Origin of the sequence: Wolbachia endosymbiont (group A) of Hedychridium roseum, assembly GCF_964028325.1 — a bacterium.
GTDB lineage: Bacteria > Pseudomonadota > Alphaproteobacteria > Rickettsiales > Anaplasmataceae > Wolbachia.
The window spans coordinates 857,720-874,671 of the sequence record NZ_OZ034755.1; the positions used below are offsets into that span (position 1 = coordinate 857,720).

14 protein-coding genes are annotated in these 16,952 nt (G+C 35.2%); 8 read left to right on the plus strand and 6 right to left on the minus strand.

Going from position 1 to position 16,952, the window contains the following annotated elements; translation table 11 throughout:
• The first annotated feature begins 46 nt into the window (after positions 1-46).
• Entirely contained in the window at positions 47-1,243 is a 1,197-nt protein-coding gene (locus ABWU23_RS04135) for an aspartate aminotransferase family protein (protein ID WP_265045348.1), read from the plus strand.
• On the opposite strand, the gene ABWU23_RS04140 is transcribed toward ABWU23_RS04135, so the two are convergent.
• Positions 1,224-4,922: a DEAD/DEAH box helicase family protein gene (locus ABWU23_RS04140; protein WP_353270841.1), complete on the minus strand. Its 3,699-nt coding sequence runs from the start codon at positions 4,920-4,922 to the stop codon at positions 1,224-1,226. The two genes, ABWU23_RS04135 and ABWU23_RS04140, sit on opposite strands and share 20 nt — an antisense overlap.
• Positions 4,923-5,042: 120 nt before the next feature.
• On the opposite strand from ABWU23_RS04140, the gene rimM reads away from it, so the two are divergent.
• The 3 genes from rimM (at position 5,043) to ABWU23_RS04155 (ending at position 6,882) form a co-directional block, all read left to right on the plus strand.
• Entirely contained in the window at positions 5,043-5,549 is a 507-nt protein-coding gene (gene rimM, locus ABWU23_RS04145) for a ribosome maturation factor RimM (RefSeq protein WP_253307237.1), read from the plus strand.
• Positions 5,550-5,611: 62 nt separating this feature from the next.
• Positions 5,612-6,178 carry an elongation factor P gene (gene efp / locus ABWU23_RS04150; protein ID WP_253307236.1) on the plus strand — a complete coding sequence of 189 codons (567 nt, stop codon included), beginning with the start codon at positions 5,612-5,614 and terminating at the stop codon, positions 6,176-6,178.
• 8 nt (positions 6,179-6,186) lie between these two features.
• Positions 6,187-6,882, plus strand: a complete 696-nt coding sequence (locus ABWU23_RS04155; RefSeq protein WP_264736261.1) for an inositol monophosphatase family protein — start codon at positions 6,187-6,189, stop codon at positions 6,880-6,882.
• Positions 6,883-7,000: 118 nt separating this feature from the next.
• On the opposite strand, the gene hemA is transcribed toward ABWU23_RS04155, so the two are convergent.
• From hemA to ABWU23_RS04180, 5 genes are all read right to left on the minus strand, one after another.
• A complete protein-coding gene (gene hemA, locus ABWU23_RS04160) occupies positions 7,001-8,209 on the minus strand; it encodes a 5-aminolevulinate synthase (protein WP_253307234.1) in 1,209 nt (402 codons plus the stop codon).
• A gap of 68 nt (positions 8,210-8,277) precedes the next feature.
• On the minus strand, positions 8,278-9,000 hold the full coding sequence (locus tag ABWU23_RS04165; RefSeq protein WP_353270842.1) for a hypothetical protein: 723 nt from the start codon (positions 8,998-9,000) through the stop codon (positions 8,278-8,280).
• Positions 9,001-9,087: 87 nt separating this feature from the next.
• Positions 9,088-10,932: a lipase family protein gene (locus tag ABWU23_RS04170; protein ID WP_353270843.1), complete on the minus strand. Its 1,845-nt coding sequence runs from the start codon at positions 10,930-10,932 to the stop codon at positions 9,088-9,090.
• Positions 10,933-11,091: 159 nt separating this feature from the next.
• Positions 11,092-12,996 (minus strand): molecular chaperone HtpG, encoded by a 1,905-nt coding sequence (gene htpG / locus ABWU23_RS04175; protein WP_253307230.1) that lies wholly within the window; start codon positions 12,994-12,996, stop codon positions 11,092-11,094.
• Between the two features lie 665 nt (positions 12,997-13,661).
• Positions 13,662-14,489 (minus strand): hypothetical protein, encoded by an 828-nt coding sequence (locus tag ABWU23_RS04180; RefSeq protein WP_353270844.1) that lies wholly within the window; start codon positions 14,487-14,489, stop codon positions 13,662-13,664.
• A gap of 160 nt (positions 14,490-14,649) precedes the next feature.
• Between ABWU23_RS04180 and ABWU23_RS04185 the strand changes: the two genes are divergently transcribed.
• The 4 genes from ABWU23_RS04185 to ABWU23_RS04200 are packed head-to-tail and all read left to right on the plus strand — an operon-like array spanning position 14,650 to position 16,937.
• Positions 14,650-15,288 carry an HAD family hydrolase gene (locus ABWU23_RS04185; protein WP_253309895.1) on the plus strand — a complete coding sequence of 213 codons (639 nt, stop codon included), beginning with the start codon at positions 14,650-14,652 and terminating at the stop codon, positions 15,286-15,288.
• Positions 15,288-15,782, plus strand: a complete 495-nt coding sequence (locus ABWU23_RS04190; RefSeq protein WP_353270845.1) for an RDD family protein — start codon at positions 15,288-15,290, stop codon at positions 15,780-15,782. The genes ABWU23_RS04185 and ABWU23_RS04190 overlap by 1 nt, the downstream gene beginning before the upstream one ends.
• A gap of 59 nt (positions 15,783-15,841) precedes the next feature.
• Complete coding sequence (gene bfr, locus ABWU23_RS04195; RefSeq protein WP_253309893.1) at positions 15,842-16,318, plus strand: bacterioferritin; 477 nt, start codon at positions 15,842-15,844, stop codon at positions 16,316-16,318.
• Position 16,319: 1 nt separating this feature from the next.
• On the plus strand, positions 16,320-16,937 hold the full coding sequence (locus ABWU23_RS04200) for an SURF1 family protein (protein ID WP_353270846.1): 618 nt from the start codon (positions 16,320-16,322) through the stop codon (positions 16,935-16,937).
• Positions 16,938-16,952 lie beyond the last annotated feature (15 nt).

Genomic DNA, 16,952 nt, shown 5'->3' on the forward strand with positions numbered 1-16,952 from the left:
AACGGTTTTTATGTTATTAATAATAAAATTTAGCATATAATATTTTATGACAATTTCTCCTATTTTGCCAGTTTATTCTCCTGTTAACATAAATTTTTCTTATGGTAAAGGTATTTACTTGTATGATATTGACGGTAAGCGCTACGTAGATTTTCACTCTGGAATAGCCGTTAGTAGCTTAGGTCACACCAATTCGCGATTAATTAGTGCTCTAAAATTGCAAGGAGAAGAATTATGGCATATATCAAATACCTATAATATACCTGCTGCCAATAATTTTGCAGAAAAATTAATAAACAACAGTTTCGCTGACACTGTATTTTTCTCAAATTCTGGATCAGAGGCAGTAGAATGTGGGCTTAAGATTGCTAGGGTCTATCAAAACGGAAAAGGCAATAAAAACCGTCACAGAATTTTAACATTCCATGGTGCATTTCATGGAAGAACCTTCCTAACTTGTGCTGCAAACGATAAACAGAAATTTTCTGAATTACTGAGTCCCTGTATTGATTGGTGTGATAATATCGAGCCCAATATTGAGAGTGTAAAGAAAGCAATTTCAAGTGGTATAGGCGTTATATTAATAGAACCAATACAAGGGCAAGGTGGTATCAAAGTAATGAATGAAGTCTTTATGAAAGAACTAAGAAAGCTGTGTGATGAAAATGACATATTGTTATTTTTTGATTGCGTACAATGCGGTGCTGGTAGGACAGGAAAATTATTCGCATACGAACATATAGGAGTGGAACCTGATATATGTGCTCTTGCAAAGGGAATAGGAGGAGGCTTTCCGCTAGGGGCTTGTCTTGCAACTGAAAAGGCTGCTAAGTATATGGCGGTCGGTATGCACGGTTCCACTTTTGGTGGCAATCCGCTTGCAACCTCAGTAGGTAATGCTGTGCTCGAAGAATTGCTCAGTCCTGGCTTTTTGAAAAATGTTGAAATTAGAGGTAAGTATTTAAAAAATAAATTAGAAGACTTAGCAAGTAAATTTCCAATAATAGAAGAAGTGAGAGGGAAAGGGTTAATGCTTGGAATAAAGGTGAAAGCAAACAATAAAAAGTTTGCAGAAGAGCTAAGTTATCGCGGCTTGCTTACTGTTGGGGTAACATCAGATAACGTTGTGAGAATTTTACCTCCACTAATTATCACCGAGAAAGAAATTGATGAAGGCATCAAGATTTTGACTCAATATTTATCTGAGAAATCTTCTAGTGAAATCAAGCAAATACACACGTAAGATCTGGCTGTTTACCAACTGTTGTTTGTACCGAAATTATAGTAGTAGCTACTTCATTCATGCATTTTACCTTATCTTGCTCTTTTATCAATGTAAGTCCATTTATATCACTTAGTGAGTCAAACTTTGTTGCATCCTCAAATATAAATGATTGTAAGATGCTTTTTGGAACCTGGAAGAAAACGCTATTACCAAATGATAATGTCGTTTCTGATAAATCCTGTACTAAATCGTTTCTAAAAACGCATTTCGATAATCCCTCTAACAGGATTGGTATTCCAAAAAGAAAAAATGTCCCTTTCACTAAATAGGTCGTTATTCCACATAATAATGCACCACACAAAAATGCTAGCGGTCCAAATGCTATGAAACCGCAAAGTGATGGCAATAGCATAGTATGGCCTAATGATATTTCATATATAAGCTTCGCTGAAACTATAAGTCCGATAAATAGCATAGCTGTACCCAAGACCATCCTTTGTCTAGAATGTTCTTTCCAGTTCTTGCGATACAATTCAGAAAAGTTATTGTTAACTTTTACTTTAAAAATATTATGGTTAGTTTTTAATTTAAGTTCTAAACCAAAATTTTCTTCCAACTCTGGAAAAAAACCTCTCAAAAGATTGTCCCGCTTTGAAATTACTCCATGACGCCATTTATGGCAATCTATAACTTCATCAATTACCATACTAATTTGATTATTGATCTTGTATAAATTGCTCATTTTATATGAACATCCACAATAATGCTTTTTTCTAAAGTCTGCGCAGCTTAAATTCTTTAAATCGTACAAAAAGTCTTTAATTTCTTGTGCTGTTTTATTAGCATCATCTCTGCAACCTACGGCTTTCAAAACTGCTGCTAAATGCTCATTTTCAATGCGAGAAATCGTTTTATCTAATGCATATATATATTGTTTGGATTGAAAATATGAGATGATTTTTTCTTTACACCTATCTCCATTGCCTTCGTACAAACTATTTTGTGTAAAACTATCATCATTTTCTCCGGCAATTTTTAATACATGACTTAACATATTTTGAGCCTTCACACTACTTTCAAAGTAGCAGTTTCTGATTATATGTACATATGCCTTTGCATCAGCATTTTCAGACTTACCTACATTATACGCTTTAGCTAAAAAGACTAAATAGTCAAATCCTGCCCATAGATAATACATGGACTTTACAATAGCACTTCCCACAGAAAATAGAACTGAGCGTGTGCAAGATAATTTACCGTTGTTTTTAATTCTGTCTTCATATGAACAAAGATATTTTTCTGTGCTTTTTAAAATCTTACGTAAATCTTCTTCTGTCTTTCCTACGTCAAAATCATTTATATCATGTACTTTTTCATACACCTCTTTTATCAAATCCTTTGAAAATTTTTTCAGAGCTGCGTCATCGATATTTCCTAGTGCATCCATGTTTTCGCTAATATAGATCTCTATTTTTTCTCCAAGCTCTATTCCCATTCTATTTTTTATTAGTTTATTGTACCTATCAGTGGCTGGAAATAAAACCTTTTGACAAAAATCCTGCGGTGCGCTTTTTAATTTTGCTAAAACTTTATCTACAAATAACTCAATTTTTTCACCTCCAGCAGCAAAAAACCAAGGTTGCCTGTTAGGATTGCGTTCTCTATTTCTTCCCAAATTCTGCAAAGCTTCTGCTGGATTGTTGAACTGACTAGTTGAATCTGTAAATATTGATACAACGTGATTATACTCACTATCGAAACCACGACTTTTTGATTCGTCTATAATTGTTGTCAACGCATATTTAGCTAATGTATTTAAATCGCCTTGGTCACAATTACAATAGTCAGCTTCGTATTGACTTTTGCTATCATGCATGATTTTAAAGAAAGGTTTATCTTGTCTAATATCAAGATCATTTTTTCCAAATCCTGCAAAAATACATTTATTTTTTTCGCAGAAGTCGTTTAGGTTATGTAGTACATCCCCCTGTTGTTCTATGAAACTATGTAACTCCTTGCTTAAGTGCCAGTTATCAACTATTAGACTGCGTTGTTTATCATTGCTTTTACTCAATGCTTTAATTACTGTCTTTATCTGTGGTAAAAGCTCATCCTTAGCGAATTTCTCACTAAAACCTTTTTTCTTTAGAAAATCTGTAATGCTGCTATCATTAGCAGTACTAACCTTATTTTTAACCTCTTCTATTAATCCACCTAAATCTTTTCCTCTTTGTTTATCCAAAGCGGTGTTATCGCATTCCACTAAATACGAAAGTGTAAGATCAATCATTGAGTGCATTACTCTGTATTCTAGATACTTAGCAGTATTGCTAAAATCTACCTTGTCTTTCAATTTAGATATCTGTTCTTCCGTTAGACCAGGGTGTTGCTTTTTAACGCAGTTTATAAAGTTTGATTGACGTAATTTGAGTCTGTAATCTTGGTACGACATCCCTTCAGGCTGAAATTTATTATAAACTTCATAACGCGTACCATCTTCATATACCAAATTATTCTTACCTTGCAATGCAAAGCTAAGGTTAATTATGCTATTCACATCATCAACTAGAATAAGAGCATTTTCCCCAATTGGGCTTTGTACGTTCCACCTTACAGATTCCAGCAGATTATCAGAGTCAACAAGTTTATTGTAATTAAAAACTTCTTCACATTCTTCAACATATTCATGAGCTGGACTAGACTTTTCCCTAGTAAATAAGCTGCGCACGTTAGCAGCAAACCTAAGGAGCAGTTCTTTTGATTCTACTCCAGTTATTTTGGTCAACACCCACCAAATTGGCAACATTACTATAGAAAGTATAACGAAAGAAATTGTAAAGTATAGATTATTAATTAAAGCGGAATACAGCCAATAATCTGAAGTTAGACCAATTATTGCAGCAACATTACTATTTATAATAGGGAATAATGTAATTAAAGGTATTATGGTAGCAGCAACATTCACCACGAATGCTCGATTGAATTTTTCTCTTTCATTAGTTTTTGCAATAACATTTACTGTTTTGATAGTGTCTGCAATGCAGCGTCTACTTGATCTTGTAGGACTGATAATTTTTCCACATCTGTTTAAGATCCTTTTCTTTGGTGTTGCGGTTAGGTAAGTCGTAGGATATTCCGCATCAAGTTTGCACATATTTTCAAAGGCCTGCTGCTTGTTAATGCTATCTGCTTCATCAACACTAACCCACAATTTAGGCTTTTCACCGTTTTGCTCTTCAAATTTTCGATCATTCTCTTGCTGTAAAAGCAGATCATGTGTTACTATAATTGTTGTAGGTTCAGTGACTTTCAGCGCATCTTTAATTTCTTGCACAGTTTTAGGTGTTTTAACATCTACAGTAAATGCACCATCTATCATTTTCTTAGCTTGCTCAACTAAATTACCATTTGGCACTGCAACTAAATGGTGATATCCTGCTTGAGCTAGCGCATGACTCCACAATCCAATATCATAAGTCTTGCCAAACCCAGTTTCTGCATCAATCATAGTATTACAGTTAGTGATGGAAGAACTTTCTAGATGCTTTAGCATCTCTTCAACAACAGGTTGACGACTTTCTACTATTATAGATTCTTTGTCACTGAAGAGCTTTATAGATTCACCTTGTAGCTTACTATTAACTTCCTTTAAATGAGGGATAAGCTCTTTTATTTGATTAGTAATACATTGACTCATATCTTCCCACTATCAATACAATGTATTCCATAATACATTGTATTGATAGAATTACAACAAACATTTTTAGGTATTTTATGCCTTATAGACAAAAAATCCAACATTAGTTATCATCTTAATATGAACGACAATCTGGTATGCCTCGGAATGATTACTTCTCCTCACGGAATTAAAGGAGCTGTTAAATTAAAAACTTTTACCGAAAAACCTGAAAATATCTCCTTATATGGTGAGCTAATAAGTGGTGATGAGAATTATAAAATAGACTTAGTATCCGTCATAGGTGATAATCTAGTAATAGCTACAATCAGCGGAGTAAATTCCCGTAATGAAGCAGAGCTTTTAAGGAATAAGAAGCTGTATATAGAAAGAAGCAAGCTACCGAAGCTAAATGATGAGAATGAATTTTATCAAAGTGACCTTGTAGATATGGAAGTAAGGCTGGAAAGTAATGAATTATATGGCAATGTAAAATCTATATATAATTTCGGCTCAGGGGATATATTAGAAATTTTAGTTATCAGCACAAAAAAACGCATTATGCTGTCTTTTACCAAAGAAATGTTTCCGCACATAAACATGAAGGAGAGGTATATGGTGCTCAATATGCCAGAATTTATTGACTAATAAAGACTTTGATATTTATATAAAGCTATTTATAATTGTAAGATCGAACTGAAAATGTAATTATGGCAGAAAGAGCTAACGATATCAGACCAGGTCAGGTGTTGGAACATAACGGCGGATTATTTTTGGTTGTAGGTATTATGCATACTCAACCTGGTAAAGGTGGTGCATACATACAAGCTGAAATGAAAAACATTAAAACCGGAGCAAAACACTATGAAAGATTTCGCTCTGATGCAACAATCAGAAGAGCAATTTTAGATGAAGAGGAGTATGTTTACCTTTTCACTGAAGGAAACATTGTAAATCTTATGCATCCAAGTAATTACGAGCAAATCACTATAAATTTGGACTTATTGGGAGAAAAAAAGATTTATTTGCAAGATAATATGAAAATTAAAGTAGTAACTTATCAAGACAAAATAATTTCTGCGCATGTACCTGATTATGTTACACTTGCTGTGAAAGAAACAGAGTCTGTTATTAAAGGACAAACTGCTACTGCTTCTTATAAGCCTGCAATTTTAGAAAACGGAATGCGCGTTAACGTGCCTCAGTTTATAAAAGAAGAGGATAAAATTGTAGTATATACTCCAGATGACAGCTATTATGAAAGAGTGAAAGAGTGAAAGGAAGAATGTCCATCTCATCACCACGAATTAATGTGATGCTTGATTCTGTGCGTAGTGCTTCCAGGCAGCTTATGCGCGATTTTAATGAATTGCAAATTTCTAATGTTAAATCAGCAGACTTCATTAATAAAACTTATTCAAAATCCAAGCAAACCATATACGATTGCTTGCACGACTACAAACGAGACTATGGGTTTATTTCCGAAGATGATACTGACCAAGAAATAAAAGATAACGGTTACACTTGGTTTATTATGCCTATAGAGGGCAGGGAGAACTTTTCTAGTTGCATGGTTTATTTTGCAGTATCAGTCTGTCTCATTCATAAAAATAAAGTTGTGGCAGCTGTAATTGATGCTCCGGCTCTTAGAGAAACTTTTTGGGCAGAAGAAAAGAAAGGTGCTTTTCTTGAGGATTTTAGATCTCGTCATATAAAAATGCGGGTGAAAAGCCGTGAAGGGGGTCTAATAGATGTAAGTGGTAATTTATTAAATAAATTGCTGCCTGGCAATAGTAATGTACGCTCCATCGGTTCAACAATTTTAGGCTTTGCGTACCTTGCAGCAGGAAGGCACAGTGGAATAATTTACTCTGGAATTAACAAATATAAAGCCTTGCTCGGTAGACTTTTTCTGCAAGAAAGCGGTGGAAGGCTAACGGAAGACAACGGGCTAATCATTGCTGGAGATATAAAACTATAGCTAAAGTAATTTATGTTTACCTACAATTTGATAAGCGTAAAACTCGTCATTCCGCTACTTGTTAGCGGAATCCATGCTGAGATACCGCGAATAAATCGCGGTATGACGTAGGGCTGTACTAGCTATAGCATAAACAGGCTACAGAGATAGACAACTTCTCAAAAACTTTTACAAGAGATTCTGTTAAATGTTCTATCATTTCATCAGTATGATAAGGTGTAGGGGTAATACGGAAACGCTCAGTTCCTCTTGGCACTGTTGGATAATTTATATGTTGAACGTATATTCCATGCTCATCAAATAATAATTTTGATGCTCCTTTGGATAACTCTGGGTCGCCAATTATTATTGGAATTATATGAGTTTCTGTTGGAATGAAGTTAATTCCTGTATTTCTCAGTGAGTTTTTTACTTTTTCAACGACTTGCTTTTGCTTTTCCCTTTCAATGTTGCTCGATTTTAGGTGTTCAACGCTTGCCTTTGCTGCCGCTGCTAAAACAGGCGACATAGCAGTGGTGAAAATAAATCCTGGAGCGGAACTTCTTATTACATCTACCAAGCTCTTTGAAGACGCTATATACCCACCCATCACTCCAAAAGCCTTCGATAGTGTACCTTGAATGACGGTTATTCTATCCATCAGGCCTTCTCTTTCTGCAATTCCGCCACCATGTGAACCATACATGCCAACTGCGTGCACCTCGTCCAAATAGGTGATTGCATTATGTTGATCTGCAAGATCGCATATCGCTTCAAGCGGCGCTATATCGCCATCCATTGAATATACGGATTCAAGTGCTATTATCTTTGGTGTTTTTGTGTCTACGGACTTTAACAACTGCTCTAAGTGATCAACATCATTGTGTTTAAATATATGTTTTGGTCTTTTTCCTGATTTTATGCCTTCTATCATTGAAGAATGGTTCTTCTCGTCTGAAAAAATTACTACATTTGGGATAATAGACGATAAAGTGCTAAGTGTTGTCTGGTTAGCAAGGTAGCCACAAGCAAAAGTTAAAGCAGCCTCTTTTTTATGCAAACAAGCTAAGGATTTTTCCAGTTCTACAACCTCTTTTGTTGTACCAGATATATTTCTTGTTCCCCCCGCACCAATTGATGAATTTTGAATAGCGGCAATAACTTTCTCATTTTGTGACATTCCTAAATAGTTATTACTGCACCAGACTATTACTTCCCTATTTCTTTCATAGTCCATAATGTGGGGAAGCCTACCTGGCAATGACGCAAAGTGCATAAATTCACGGTAGCGCCCCTCATCTTTTATATCTTTGATTTTGTTTAAGAATATTTCTTCGTAGTTTACCAAGTTTTCATTCGCTAATAATTAATATAATTATAATAAATTATTAAATGGTAAACTACAATATTTATTCTTCAACTTACTGTTTCAACAAACTTTCTGTTAGCTACAGGTTCAACATTACCACCCTCAAGTGAACTTGAAGGTCTGTTACAGCAATATATGATTACAGCAGCAACTAAACAACAAGCTCCAACTGCTATTCCCACTGCTAACATCTCTAGGCAAACTACAATAGCCGCTCCCGAAGCAACTCCAGCTAGTGCTAGTGCAGAAGCAGCTATAACAGGCAGCTTACTACTTTTTGTACTTTGTGGGTGCGTTTCAACATCGTTATCTTCAACAACTACGTTATTAGAATTACAGATGACAATAATCTGCGGACCTTGTGAATCACCTTTACCTGTAGGTTGATCATTACCCTCTTTACTATCTGTTGTAGTTACCACAGGCTCTTCATTGTCAGTAATATCTTCAGTTGTAGACACATCGCCAGCATTTGAAGAGGTGCTGCTATGCTCATCACTGCTTGAGAGACTAGCATTATCATCCAAGGTGTTTGTATCGTTAACTAAAGTTTCTGGTTGTGGATTATCTTCACTTTCACGCTGGTGATTATCCTCCTCATCACTTGAGGAATCTGGCGTATCACTTGTTTGTAGTGTTATGTATTCAGTAGACTGATTAGCAAGAGTACCTGTAGTATCACTAACATCTTTACTTGAAGAATCTAGCTCATCACTTACTGATGGTGCATGATCATTTTGAATTACAAGCCATTCACTAAGAAGTTTCACAATCTCTCTGAGTTTGCCTCCTTGTTTACTTTTCTCCTCGCCCTCTAAACTAGCAACTTTTGTCTTGGCTTTGCTTAATGCTTCCCGTCAAGCAAATTCAGCAGATGCAGTTATATAAATTTTTTTCTGTCCCACTATAAGTTTTACTGTCTCAAGATCAACACTCTCAAGAACATTACAAAGAATTTCTTCTATGGCCTTTCCTTGGTTAGTTTGAATCCTAGAAAACGGAAACAATTCCTTAATTTCTTTAAGTTTGCTTTCTTGTTGATTCTTTTCCTCGCCCTGCAAACCATTAATTTCTGCCTCGGCCTCATTTATCGTTTCTCGAAGAGTAAAAAGTTCTCTCAAACTGGTCGACCTTTCATTACTTTGTGTCTTTTTTTTAGGACGGAAAAAATTAGAAAGTCTTTTCTGAACCGACCCCTTTTTACTTTGTCTCTCCTCTTTAGAGTTGGTCGACTTGTCAGCATCAGGAGTTTCTATTCCCGAATTGGTCAAAATATTAACATCGGAAAGTCCTCCTCCCAAACTGACTGACTTCTTTTTACTTTGTTTTAAATGGACCTGATTGACACCCATAGTAGGTACTCCTAGACGGGTGTGCTTACTAGGTTTAGGATTGTTCAAATACTTGTTAAAATATTCTACACGTTCAACCACAGTCTTTTCACCTTCTTCAAGATTATTCGGACTGCCAATATCAAAAATTTCCCCCGAATTGGCCCATTTTTCAAACGATTCTACCAAACTAGTCTCATCCCTTTTGTTTTGTTCCCTCAAATTGATCGTCGATCCTCCTTTAGAATTAGTCAAATTGTCAATATTAGGAAGTCCTCCTCCCAAACTGACTGACTTTTCACTTTGTTCTTTAAATTTGGTCATTACACCCTCCTTATTATAATTGCCTCTGGGCTTCTTTATTGAAGCCCTTATGTCACCCATAATACCATTTCTTCTATCTTTGTCAAGAAATTTATCATTTCTATTGCTGAGCTCAGAATATATATTAATTATTTCAGAGAATGAAGCATTCTTATGTTGATCTTTCACTCGTTCAAAATATTGTTTATCGCTACTTGAATGGGTGCTTGGAATAAGACAACTGGGTACAGTTAGTACATCATACACTTCCCTAGCAGTCCGGGAAAGGATGTAGCATGTTGCAGATGTATTATTATCCGACTTAAAATTTTTTGGCTTTATTTTTAAAATAAGATCATGATAAACTTCCAATTTGTGGTCATGTAGCGCCGGCACGGAATGTCTTCCTATTTTTAATTGTTTGCCTACATGTTTATAGCCCATAAAATTAGGTGGTAATGAAGGTATGGAATCTGATCGATCAACTACTCTAATAGTCTTTCTTCCGAAGAGCTCATTACAGACTTTAGCAGCATTACGGTTAAAAACCCTTGGTGCACCAAAAGTTGCAATATGCAAATCTTTTGCATCCTCTGTTACACTTAAACATAGAGCAGCTATGTTAGCGACAGCACCTCCCATGCTGTGACCTGTAAGATTAATTTTTAAATCTCTGATTTCTAATCCTTGATCGTTAGCATATCCTTTTAATATCCCGTAAAGGCTCTCCCAGGAATTTTCAAATACGGAGTAGAAGCCTAGGTGAATTTTACCACCTTTGGGCAGAAGTTCATATTGACGAATTAAAGGTATTTCAACATCTCTCTTGAAGTCATAAGAATTACAAGTACCGCGGTATGCTATAGTTACTTCCTTACCCCTTATGAAAACATAACCAGTATGTCGAACTTCTTGGTCAGAAATAATGCCATGAAATTGAACAACTTTGTAACCCTCTTTCTCAAGTTGAGCAGGAGTTTTATATCCTCCTTTCTTTAGCTTAACAAACTCATTGTTTTTACAACCACAATCACTAACATAATAGCCTACCATAGCGAAGTTGATCATCTCTAATAACTTCTTTTGGTTAAATCCTGCAATTTTAGTTAGATTCCTAGAATTATTCCTGCTTTTACCTTTTCCTGTAACACCTGCTGTTTGTGGAATAGGTTTTCTAAGTAGATTAATTATATATTACCTCACATAAATAACTAATCTAGTATAGTATTAGACAACAATCTTGCCAAGCAAATTATTAACTCTCTTAGCAAACAGACTTACATCATCCATCTCTTCACCTTCCACGATGCAAGCTTGGTAAAATAATAAATGAATCATGTCTTCCAATGTTGGGTTTTCACCATTTTCAGCGTGAGATTTCATTATGCTTTTTATTACAGGATGCTTAGTGTTAATTTCCAGTACCTTTGGCGTGCGGTAATTTAGCTGCTTTTGTTCACGCAAAAAACGCTCCATGCGAAGATCCATAGCACCTTCATCAACTGCTAGACATACAGGGCTGTCAGTCAGTTTTTTTGAGATTTTCACGCTTTTCACTGAATTGCCAAGAACCTTGGTGAAATATTGCAGTATAGAGTCCGTATTTTCTTCAGTCTTTTCTTCATCTTGCTTATTTTCCTCATCTTTTTTATCTTCTTCTGAAGAGAATTTTTCCAAATCAACATCAGCGCGGGTCACAGACTTAAATTTTTGATCTTTATATTCATGAATCACGCTAGTCCAGAAATCATCAACTGGATCAACAAATAGGAGCACTTCTAGTCCTTTACTGACGAATCCCTCAAGTTGCGGACTGTTTTTCACTGAATCGAGGCTATTCCCGGTGAGATAATAGATATGTTCCTGCTCAGGCTTCATTCTGCTTATGTAGTCATCAATGCTGACTAATTTCTCATCACCAGTGCTATGAAATCTGCAAATCGAGAGTAGCGCTTCTCTCTCATCAGTTGGCATAGCTTCACAAAGACCCTCTTTTAATACTGCACCAAAATTGGTCCAGAATTTTGTATATTCCTCTAAATTCTCTTTTGCCTTTTTACCGAGCTCTGATATCGCGCGTTTAGTTAAGGATTTTCTGATTTGCTCAACAACACGATTATTCTGCAGCGTTTCTCTGCTGATATTAAGAGGCAAGTCCGGTGAATCAACAATACCTTTCAGAAAACGTAAATACTGCGGTATGATCTGTACGTTATCTTCAGTGATAAATACTTTATTTACATATAACTTAACAGAGCAACGTCTATCTGGATGAAATAAATCAAAAGGTTTAATAGAGGGAACATAAAGCAAATTTGTATATTCTATTGCACCTTCATTTTTATTATGCAATATCATCCAAGGCTCCCCGCCAACGTGAGCAACACTGCGGAAAAAATCATTGTGTTCCTCTTGAGTAACATCATTTTTTGGCTTAGTCCAAATTGCAGCCTTACTGTTTAACTTTTCACTTTTTCCTTCTTCATTTATGAATTCAACAGGAAAATTTATGTGATCAGAGTAAGTAGTGACAATGTTTTCAACACGAAATTTATCTAAAAACTCATTCTCTTCAGGACGCATAATGAGTGTAATTTTAGTTCCACGAGAAATTTGATTATCTAGTTTACTTATCGAATACTCTCCATCTCCCTTGGATTTCCAGACCCAAGACTCCTCCTCTCCAGCTTTTCTTGACTCTACTATTACTTCTGATGCAACCATAAAGCTTGAGTAAAAACCAACACCAAACTTCCCAATCAGCTCCACAGCTTGGCTTGAATCCTTGCTATTTTTAATCGCATCTAAGAACTTTTGCGTACCAGAGCTTGCAATTGTACCAAGGTTATCTATTAAATCTTGTCTGTTCATTCCGATGCCATTATCAGTGATATATAGCTCGTTCTTATCTTTATTGGAGCTAATAGTGATTTTTAACTCATCACTTGAATCTAGCAAATTTGAATTAGATTGAGATTCATAGCGCAATTTATCACATGCATCCGATGCATTTGATATTAACTCACGCAGAAAAATGTCCTTATTAGTATAAAGTGAATGAATCACTATATTCAGTACTTTCCCTACTTCAGCGTCAAATTTTAAATTTTCAGTTTCTTGTACGTTATGCATTTTGAGCTCCATTATTTGCCTACTACCCTAATAATCTAAGTATTGCACTGCAATCTTTCAAGGTCACGCACGCCAAAATTAATGTAGCCGCCATATTATGACACCCAATTTATGGGATCTCTTGCATAAAAATTCCTTGACACCCTTCGCCAACCCCCTTATCATGAAACTGAAGGTATTCATTTATCTTCATCTGTGCAGATTAAACAGCAAGAAAACAACGTAGTTGGCGTCTTATTTTTAATTTTTTGCACTATGTGCACCTTATGTCTTCACAACATTTCTGGGTTTTTACCTATATAAGCTGAAACGCGCTTATAAGTCGTTTAAGACAGTATAGTACGCCAATTTGCAGGATTAGAGAGTGACAACTAGCTAACACGGGGTTTCTTTTGCCTTTTTTTCTGCTTAGTAAATTTCTTAAACATTTAAGCTAAGGTTAGTTGCACTTAAAAGCAGCTAAATTGCAGCGTTTAAGACTTAAAAAAACGCCAATACAGAAAATAGACAATGACCAGGGCTTCTTTTGCCTTTTTTTCCGTTTGGTAAATTTCTTAAATATTTATAGCTAAACGACAATCGTCATCCCGCTGCTTGTTAGCGGGATCTAGAGATACCGCGGCGGTATGATGGTTCGTGGCGGTATAATGAAGCTTGAAAGCGGATCACCTTTCACGACCTGTATTTACTTCAGGAGTATTAACAGGTGTTATCGTTGGGTTTTCAAGCTTTGTTGCCTGCTTCAAACCCTCGCTTATACTTTGGTCCTGATTTAAAATTTTATCAAAGTGCTTACTCTTTTGTTGCTCTTCGTTATTTGACGTATCTCTTTGAGCATCTTCTTTTATGCCACGAGCATTTTCCACACTCTTTTCATCCTCACCTAAAAGTTTTTCTAATATTTTCTTAACAAAGCGCTTCAGAAGACTCAAAAACCCTTCTTCTTTTTGATTTTCTTGTGGTTGAGGTGTGGTATCTTTTTTGCCTGGCTCAGTGTTGGGCTTCTCTTTTACAGAACTCTTGCTCACTGAGGGACTAACGATGTGCTCTGATGGCTGTGTATCTGTTTGTACAGAAGCCTCAGAAGTCTTTTTTTGTCCACTCTGTTCAACGCTTTTACCTTCTGCTGTAGTTTCTCTAAGAGTGTTGGCTGCTTCTTGAAATTTTTTGTCATTTTTTGATTCTGCAACTTTTTCACTTGTGAAGATGCCCTTCCCTTTATATTGTTGGTCAAGCTTAGCAATTCTTTCAAAATCTTGACGTATTTTTTCATCTGTACGCCTTTTTTGACTTTCAAATTTCTGATTCAATTCTGCAACGCTTTTCATTTTGTTTTCGAGCTCTTTACTTTTCATAGCCTTTAGAGCCTTTGTTCCTTTTGCAATATAATTAACCTTCTCTTCTAACGGAGTACCTTCTGGAAAAGCACCTGGAGAACGTTCAAAGACACCTTTAAACTTTTTTTCAACACTTTCTTTAGATGTCTGGGCCATACCTGTTACCTATTAAAACATATCATATAACCAGTATATTAGCTAATTATATAAAAAACAGTTAACATAACTTGTGGTAAAGAGTAAGAGCGTCCTATTTATATTTTTTTTATTAAAATGCTATTTACTTATTAAGTTGAAATGTATAACCATATAAGAGATGAAGGATAGTCAATTAGCAGTAGTATTCGATTGGGATAATACCTTAGTTGACACTCAAGATAACATTTTTAATGCTATTAAGCATACCATAAACTCAATGGGGTATAGTAATAAAGCTGCTGATAGAAATTCCCATGAGTCGAGAAAGAGCTATATGGTCAATTTATTTGGCGATCAGTGGAAAAAAGCGAACCAGATATATCAACAATATTTAGACGATGCACTATTGCAAAACATTGCTCTGAATCAAGGAGTAGAGAAAATGTTGCAGACACTGAAAAGCCACAATATTTATCTAGCAATAGTAAGTAATAAGAAAAATACTAATTTACGTAAAGAAGTTGCCTATTTTAAACTAGATTCTTACTTTGAAAGAGTAGTTGGGTCATGCGATACCGCGGAAGATAAACCATCTGCAACCCCACTGCTATTTGCACTAGAAGAGAGTACGTTGCCTATAAATAGAGAAAATGTGTTTTTCGTTGGTGATAGCATCACAGATGTTCTGTGTGCACAAAATGCCAATTGTTTACCTATTATATACGGTCAATCAATAAGCGGTTATGAAGATTTGTCATGTTTTCAACATTTTGATAAACTTACAGATTTTATAATAAAGTATTTAGAAGATAGGTAATGACCGCTGTTACAGAGATTGCCAGTATACAAAGGCGCTTTTGCGCATATTTAATAGATGTAGCAATTTTATTAATTCCAACTTTATTAATTATACTGCTATTAGAGGATTCTCCGTTGATCTTACATCTATCATACATGTGTGTAAATTGTAGTTACTTCACATATTTTATATCTTCAAAGGCCCAAGCAACTCCAGGTCAACAGTTAATGAATATATGTACTATCAATTTAGATAATTCTAAAATAGACTTGAATTTAGCGTTTGACAGAAGCACTTCCCAGTTTTTTCTTCCTTTGTTAAACAGTGTAGTAGTTGTCCTTACTGAATTTTTGCAAGATCAGGAGGTATTAGTGAATGTCTTGAGTGCATTGAAAGTAATTATAATGCTGCTCACTCTCTGCTGGTATCTAGTTGCTTGTTTTTCTAAAAAGAAACAGACATACCACGACATGCTATTTAATACGATTGTTATCAAAGGAACTATTAAATGAGTTGCTATAATCATCGTTATCATATAAATTATGCTGATAAATTGAACTAAGGGAAGATTATGAATGAAGAGATAGTAAAACATTTGAACAAATTATTGACCAATGAGCTGACTTCTGTACGTCAGTATCTTTTGCATTTTGCGGTTCTCAAAAACAATGGAATTAATAGACTTGCAGAAAAGGTAAAAAATGAGCTTAACGAAGAACTTGAACATGCAAACAAGTTGGCAGAAAGAATTTTATTGCTTAAAGGCGTACCAAATTTTCAAGATACAAATGAAATATCAAAGTATGATGGAAAGTTTGCAAAAGACACAATACAGAAAATCTTAGAGGCTAATTTAAAATTAGAGGGAAAAGGTATTAAGGATATCAAAGAAACGATTTCTATCGCTGAGAAAGAAAAAGATTTTGTTAGTGTAATGTTATTAGAAGAAATGTTAAAAAATGAAGAAGAGCACTTCCATTGGATTGAGAAACAGATAGACCTTATTGAACTAATGGGTGTTGAAAACTATTTAAGAACACAAATATAGAGTGTTAAAAAAAACAGTATTTATTTTAATTATACCTTGCTTGCTTCTTTTTTTATTAGGATTATGGCAAGTATTCAGATTGAACTGGAAGAATAATATTATTAAAAGTATGAGTCTTCCAGTTGTTCATCTATTGCCCAATAACGACCTTGAAAAATTTAACTATAGGCATGTCAAGATCGATGGGATTCTAAGTGACATAGAACTATATGTTTTTGCAGGGCAACACGGCTATCACGTGCTGTCTCCTATGTTGCTCACCACTGGACGTTACATGTTGGTGAATAAAGGAATAGTCAGAGAAAAAAAGGAGAAAAAAGTAAAAATTGAAAAAGTAGTTGCAGATGGAACTTTATATTGCGATAGCAATAAAAGCAAAAATTGGTTCATCAAAAACGATACTGCTTCGAATACATGGTTTACCCTGAGTACAGAGGAAATTTCCAATGAGTTAGGTATTAAGCTAGAGAAGTGTGTATTGTGGCCGAACAATTTTGGCAGCAAAGTAGCTATACAGCCAATGAAGCATTTGGAATATGCAATCACTTGGTTTGCACTTTCCTTAACTTGGTTGATTATGTGCGTAATTTACTATAGGCAAAGCCTCAATAAAGCTTGAAGCTTTCTGTACATA

Coding starts and splice junctions, on each gene's coding strand:
- ABWU23_RS04135 (WP_265045348.1), top strand. CDS start 47: ATGACAATTTCTCCTATTTTGCCAGTTTATTCTCCTGTTAACATAAAT.
- ABWU23_RS04140 (WP_353270841.1), bottom strand. CDS start 4,922: ATGAGTCAATGTATTACTAATCAAATAAAAGAGCTTATCCCTCATTTA.
- rimM (WP_253307237.1), top strand. CDS start 5,043: ATGAACGACAATCTGGTATGCCTCGGAATGATTACTTCTCCTCACGGA.
- efp (WP_253307236.1), top strand. CDS start 5,612: ATGGCAGAAAGAGCTAACGATATCAGACCAGGTCAGGTGTTGGAACAT.
- ABWU23_RS04155 (WP_264736261.1), top strand. CDS start 6,187: ATGTCCATCTCATCACCACGAATTAATGTGATGCTTGATTCTGTGCGT.
- ABWU23_RS04170 (WP_353270843.1), bottom strand. CDS start 10,932: ATGATCAACTTCGCTATGGTAGGCTATTATGTTAGTGATTGTGGTTGT.
- htpG (WP_253307230.1), bottom strand. CDS start 12,996: ATGCATAACGTACAAGAAACTGAAAATTTAAAATTTGACGCTGAAGTA.
- ABWU23_RS04180 (WP_353270844.1), bottom strand. CDS start 14,489: ATGGCCCAGACATCTAAAGAAAGTGTTGAAAAAAAGTTTAAAGGTGTC.
- ABWU23_RS04185 (WP_253309895.1), top strand. CDS start 14,650: ATGAAGGATAGTCAATTAGCAGTAGTATTCGATTGGGATAATACCTTA.
- ABWU23_RS04190 (WP_353270845.1), top strand. CDS start 15,288: ATGACCGCTGTTACAGAGATTGCCAGTATACAAAGGCGCTTTTGCGCA.
- bfr (WP_253309893.1), top strand. CDS start 15,842: ATGAATGAAGAGATAGTAAAACATTTGAACAAATTATTGACCAATGAG.